The following is a 5,983-nucleotide window of genomic DNA, read 5'->3' as shown; positions in this document are numbered from 1 at the left end:
TGCCGCAGGTAGCGCTCGGTCACCAGTTCCTGAAGATCGGCCGGATAGCGCGCACGGTCCGCATAGAACTTGTCGATGGCATCACGCAGCCCGGCGAGGTTCTGCCTCAGCACCGCCTCCCGTGCCTGATCGACATGGTTCACGTAGCGCGGCGCCACGATGGCCAGCAGCAGCCCGAGCGCCGCCATCACCACCAGCAGCTCGATGATGGTGAAGCCGGAGTCGGTGCGGCGAAACCTCATCACCACTCCCGCAGCGGCACGCCGCTCAAGCCCTGCCCCTCGGCGAGCGAATAGACGTCGTAGACGTCTTCTCCCGCGCGCGGTCGTTCGGGCGGCGATTGGTAGCTGCGCAGCCCCCAGGTGCGCTCGGGCGGCAGCGCCGGGTCGGCAAACGGATCGCGCGGTACGCGGCGCAGGAAGTACAGGCGCCGGGTGGAATCCTTGATGCTGGCTTCGCCCGCAACCAGCGACTCCAGCGTGCGCGGATAGCCGCTACCGCCTGCCGGCTTGGAGATCTCGCCCGCATCGGCCGCGCGCTTGTAGGCATCGATGGCATCGCGGATCTCCCAGAGCGCCCGCTTGAGTTCCGCCTCGCGTTCGCGCTGCACGTGCAATTCGGCCAGCGGGAACGAAGCCATGGCCAGGATCGCCATCACCGCCATGACCACGAGCAGCTCGATGACCGTGAAACCGCGTTCGCGCAACATGGCCGGCACCGCCTCTCAGCGCACGTCCAGCTGCAGCGAAGGCAGCGCTCTCGGCTTCTCGATCGGGCCACCCAGCCCCACCGGCGAGGCATCCACCAGCGTCACCACCGCCCTGCCCGCGCTCAGCGCCTTGAACCGCAGGCCCACCACCCGGCCCTGGCCGACCGCGCCGGTGGCCGTGTTGCGCAACACGCCGATCTGCACGACGCCCGAGGCCGGGTCGATCGCCTTGGTGAAGCTCGTGGCCGTGCCGCCCTGGGTGAAGAAGTCGCCCTCCTCGATGACGAGCAGTTCGAGCCGGTCCCGCGGGTAGCTCAACTGCAGCGGGGAGCCGCGCAGCGGCACGCCCGTGGAAGCGAGTACAGCCACGTCGAAGGTTTCGCCCACCTTCACTTCGCCCGGCCCACTCCACTGCCACGACGGTGCCGCCGGCGGCAACGGCCGGCCTCCCGGGCTGCGTTCGGCAGCGCGCGCGTCACCCGCGGCCGCGCCCTCGCCCCGAGTGGCGGCCTCCTCGGCTGGCTGGGCGCGCAGCCCGCCCACCGGCCGCAGCTTCGGCGCCATCTCGGTGCCTACCCACAGCTCGGCCTCGCTCGGGTCGAGCTTGCGCACATTGCGCAGGATGCGCGGCGTGATCGAAAGCACCAGCTCCGTGCGCGAGTTGTCGTCGCGCGTGTTCGAGAACAGCCGCCCCATCACCGGCAGGTCGCCGATGCCGGGCACGCGGCTGGCATCGCTGCGCTCCGACGAGCTGATCAATCCGGCCAGCAACTGCGTCTCGCCATCGCGCAGCCGCAGCAGCGTGGACGCATTGCGCGTGCCGATCTGGTAGGCCAGTGTGCCCGAGTTGGTCTTGATCGCACTGCCCAGCGCACTCACCTCCAGCCCGATGCGGATGGATACTTCGTCGTCGACCGACACCGTGGGCTCCACGTCGAGCTTCAGGCCGACGTCGAGGTAGTTCACGCTGTCGCTGACGAAGCCGTTCTGGCCCGTGGTGGCCGAGACCACCGGCACCTTGTCGCCCACCAGCACACGCGCCTTCTCGCGGTTCTTCACGCGGATGCGCGGGTTCGCCAGGGTGTTGAAGTCACCTGTCTCGCGCTTGAGGTTGACCGTGGCGCCACCGATCGCGAAGCCGATGCGGTCTCGCGTCAGCCCGCGAATGTTGGCCAGCGTCAGATCGGTGTCCCCGGCGGGCGGCAGCACCGTGAGCGAGAAGGAATCGGGCAGCTTCACGCCCAGCTCGGTGAGCCGGGAGGTGCGGATCTCGATGACCTCCACCTCCAGCAGCACCTCAGGCTCGCTCAGGTCGTACAGCGTGATCAGCCGTTCGGCGAGCTGCACGTTCTCCTGCGAGTCGCGCACGGCGATCATGTTCATGCGCTCGTCGACATAGGGCTCGCGGATCTTCAGCATCGAGCGCAGGAACGCCGCGGCGCCCTTGGCATCGGCGCTGGCCAGGTGGAACACGCGCACCACCTGTTCCTGGTACTCGCGCTGCTTCTCCTGCGTGTTGGGGTAGACGATGATGGTCTGGCTGTCCACCACCTTCTTGCTGAGCTGGTAGGTGCCGACGATGAGATCGATCGCGTCTTCCACCTTGGCCGACTTCAGGTTGATCGTGACGCGCGTGTCGGCGCGCACGTCCTTGTCGAGCACGAAGTTGATGCCGCTGTGGCGCGTCACCGCGTCGAGCACCGTGCGCAGCGCGGTGTCGCGAAAGTCCAGCGAGATTGGCCGGCTCTCCGCCAGCCCCGTCTGCCCGGCGCGCAGCTGCGCCTGGCGCTGCTCCACCTCCAGCCGGCGCTGCAGGGCCAGCAGATCGGGCTGGCGGGGGTTGACCTTCAACGCCTCGGCCACCACGGCGAGTGCTTCCGCGGGCTGCCGCCTGGCCACCAGCGCCTCGGCCTCCGCCAAGGCCTCGCGCTGGCGGCGCGCGGCGGCCAGCTCGGCGCGCATGGTCTCGACCCTGGCATTGCCCGGCTGCAGCGCCTGGGCGCGGCCCAGCGTCTTCTCGGCCAGGTCGAAGCGGCCCTCAGCCTGCGCACGCGAAGCTTCCGCCACCAGCCGGGTCATGGCATCGCTGCGCGCCTCGGCCATGCCGGCGCGCAGCACCGCGCTGTCGGGGTACGCCTTCAGTCCCTGGTCGAGTTCGTGAAGCGCCTGCTCGTAGTCGCCCGCACGAAGCTGCGCCTGCGCGGAGTCACGAATGCGCTGCTGGGCACAGCCGGCCAGCAACGCCAGCGCCAAGAGAACGGCGATGCGCCACCCGCCGAACGCGCGCTTTCTCTCGCCCCCCTGCCCTGTATCGCTGTTATGCATCGCCCGGCGTGTTCACTGCGTCGGCGCCGGCGGCATGGCCACGGTCACCTTGGTTCCGAGCGGAGGATAGACCAAGGAGATGGCCTCTTCGCCGATCGTTTCCACGAAGTAGCCTTCGTCCAGCCTGTCGCCCACGGCCACCTCGAACGAAGCATCGCCGCGCGACAGGTAGACGATGCGCCGGCCATCGGGCGCGCGCATGCTGCCGGCGTAGCGCAGTTGCAGCGGCGGTGCCTGCGGCGCTGACGGTTCGGAAGCCATGGGCGCGGGTGCCACCGGCCTTGCCACCGCGACCGGCGCTGGCGCTGCGGGCTCGTGGCTGGCGAGGATGTCGCGGGTTGCGGCGTCGAGGCTGAAGGCTGGCAGTTCAGTGGGCAACGGCGGTGCGAAAGGTCGATCCGCATCGCCGCGTACGCCACCGCCCGGCAAGCCCTGCTCGGAACCCTGCAAAGCAGGCGCTACAGCAGCCACCAGCGCGGGAGCGCGGTCCTGCGTCCACCACGCCACCAGCGACAAGACGATCGTCGCGGCCAGCGCCCAGGCCAGGCTCGTCCGCACCAGTCAGTCCCGCCCGCCGCCGGAGAAGGATACGAGCGCAGGGCGGGCCCAGATCGTTAGGGTCAGGCTGAACTCGGCATCGTCGGCAGCCTCAACTCTGCTGGCCGAGAAGCGCAGCAGCGTCACGTGCGAATAGCGCGCGAGCAGTTCGCCTACCACCTGCTTCACCTTCGGGTAGCGACCTTCTAGCGAGATCGTCATCTCGGTCTGCCCCAGCCGCTCCGGCGTGGCAGCTTGCGGGTGGAACTGCACTTCGCGCAACAGCACACCCGCCGCGGCGGCCGCACGCTGAAGTTCGGACACCACCGGGTCGACCTGCACCGCTGACGGCAGCCGCCGCGCGAAGTCGGTGGACAAGATCGATGCTTCTGCGGTTGTTCGGCTTGCTCGAAGAGCGACTGCCTTCGCACGCCCCAACTCATCGACCAGATCAAGCTTCTCCTGTCGCGCCTGGCTCCACCACCAGACGCTGACTGCAGTGGTCAACAGTGCGCCCGCTGTCAGAAGCGCGGGCGCCGACCACGAGTGCCGCAGGACCAAACGGGCAGCTGGAATATCCGTCGTCATCGACTCTCGGGATCAGGTGAACTATGGCGCTGCAGTCGGCCCAACAATACGCGCAGCTCAAGACGTCACATCAATGCGAAACAACAATCCGAGACCGGGACATCGGAACTGCACAGCCAACGACAGACTGTACGGCCAGCCCGGAGCCCAGTCTTGCGCAACTTAAATCTGCAGAAGGCTTGACGTCGAATCGCTGCGCCCTGTTGCGCGCACTTCTGGCCATCGATAGAGCGCCACGAAGAAAGCCAGTTGACGATAACGCCCATCCGTGCGCTCCCTTTACTTCCGCCTTTTCAATCACATTACCTCACTCAACCGTGCAGGCCAAGATGCACGAGTGAATCCACTTCCAAACGAACGGGCTACGAGCGCCGCCGCAAGATGAATGCAACTGCCACCCCTACCACTAGAGCCAACAGCGCGGACATCAGGTAGCTCGTTGACCAGATCTCCAGCCGATGCACCACAATGACTTGAACAAGCAGTGTCTCGATCGCAAGTGCGACCGCTGCCAGCAGGATCATCCGCATCAAAGTGCCCTTCGAAACATAGGCCACAACAAATGCAATCGACGACGAGATCAGAAAGTCGGAGAACTGGTATGAGTTCATGTGTTCACTACTTCAAGCAGCCGCTGCAATGGGAGTTGTAGTCACGGAACAGTTGCTTTGTACGTTGCACCAGTCGGTCGTACTCTGCCGGCGGAGGTCGAAGATCACTTAGCGCATGAACCATTGCTTCAGTCTTCGTGGCGAACCCACTGTAGCTCTTGCCACCGTGCATTGGTGCCTCGTAGTCTTGAATGGCATGAGCCAGCCGAGCGAAGCCTTCTGGTGAACGTGCTTCCCATTGACCATTCAAGTAGTCCAGCTTTTTCAGATCACAAAGCGCCGCACTGTCGCCGCCAGCACACATGCCGTGCCAAACCGCATTTGCTGGGGATTGCGATTCACTCCAACTCGGATTCATGTCGGTCAAAGCAACGGCCTTAGCAAGTTCACCTGCCTTATCTCCGATTCCTTCGGATCTAAGCGCATCCGCCGTGATGGTTCCGTGCACGTGCATAGCCCAGTTGTAGATGTAGCCGAATGCGGCCGTTTGTGCACCGTTCGCAAACTTGCCTCCTCCAAGCACTGACGCCGTCCCCCCAATCACGGCGCTTGTCAGAATGCCTGCCGGTCCTTCGGCCTGCAGCCCATTGAGCCCGGCTCCCTTCGAGAACGCGGCACTCAGCGCTCCCGGACCACACTTCCCACCGCCAGCCACGCTGGTCACACATCCGACCACGCCATGGAGCGCAACAGCAGCGAGCTTGCTGTTTCCGACACCGGCCAAACTCCCAGACGTACCGCCGCCGGCAAAGAACTCTCCACCCTGTATCACGTTCCCGACACCCGCGAACGCGCCCGCGGTGAACGCCCCTTGCAGCGCCCCCTCGAGGCTGCCCGAGGAGATGGCGCCCGAAGCGAATCCGGCGATGGCCGATTGGGCCACGGTGTTTGATGTGATGCTCGCCAGGCCGCCACCAGGCCCGAGGTACCAGGCGACCGCGATCGACACCACCGACCTAAACAGCTCACTGCGCTTCCACTCGCGCCGGATCTTGCGCTCGAGCCACTTCAGGAAGTACCCACTGGGATCGGTGCAGGTGGTCGGGCTGTTGTAGCAGTACGCATAGCGATCGAAGTTCTGCAGGTTGCCCGGATCCTGCACGAAGGGGTCGGTCTGCATGAAGCGCCCGAGCGTCGGATCGAAGATCCGCCCGTTCATGTGGATCAGCCCCACGTCGTCCAGGTGCTCGTGCCCGGTGTAGCCCCGGTCGTT

7 protein-coding genes are annotated in these 5,983 nt (G+C 66.0%); all 7 read right to left on the bottom strand.

What is annotated here, in order from left to right:
* Nucleotides 1–242 (bottom strand): prepilin-type N-terminal cleavage/methylation domain-containing protein (locus AAG801_RS39635; protein ID WP_341893363.1); only part of this gene is annotated, 242 nt, incomplete at its 3' end.
* Nucleotides 242–709, bottom strand: a complete 468-nt coding sequence (locus AAG801_RS39630; protein WP_341893362.1) for a type II secretion system protein — start codon at nucleotides 707–709, stop codon at nucleotides 242–244. The genes AAG801_RS39635 and AAG801_RS39630, both read right to left, overlap by 1 nt.
* A gap of 15 nt (nucleotides 710–724) precedes the next feature.
* Nucleotides 725–2,962, bottom strand: coding sequence for a secretin N-terminal domain-containing protein (locus AAG801_RS39625; protein WP_341893361.1), 2,238 nt, complete (start codon nucleotides 2,960–2,962; stop codon nucleotides 725–727).
* Nucleotides 2,963–3,046: 84 nt separating this feature from the next.
* Nucleotides 3,047–3,592, bottom strand: a complete 546-nt coding sequence (locus AAG801_RS39620; protein WP_341893360.1) for a hypothetical protein — start codon at nucleotides 3,590–3,592, stop codon at nucleotides 3,047–3,049.
* Nucleotides 3,593–3,595: 3 nt separating this feature from the next.
* On the bottom strand, nucleotides 3,596–4,159 hold the full coding sequence (locus AAG801_RS39615) for a hypothetical protein (protein ID WP_341893359.1): 564 nt from the start codon (nucleotides 4,157–4,159) through the stop codon (nucleotides 3,596–3,598).
* 362 nt (nucleotides 4,160–4,521) lie between these two features.
* The gene (locus AAG801_RS39610) at nucleotides 4,522–4,770 is read right to left on the bottom strand and encodes a hypothetical protein (RefSeq protein WP_341893358.1); all 249 of its coding nucleotides are present in this window, start codon (nucleotides 4,768–4,770) and stop codon (nucleotides 4,522–4,524) included.
* 7 nt (nucleotides 4,771–4,777) lie between these two features.
* Nucleotides 4,778–5,983, bottom strand: a 1,206-nt coding sequence (locus AAG801_RS39605; RefSeq protein ID WP_341893357.1) for an RHS repeat-associated core domain-containing protein, incomplete at its 5' end; no start/stop codon positions are given.

Source organism: Variovorax sp. YR752, from assembly GCF_943372545.1.
The sequence above is the reverse complement of the archived record's forward strand: the minus strand, read 5'-3'. Positions and strand labels throughout refer to the sequence as shown.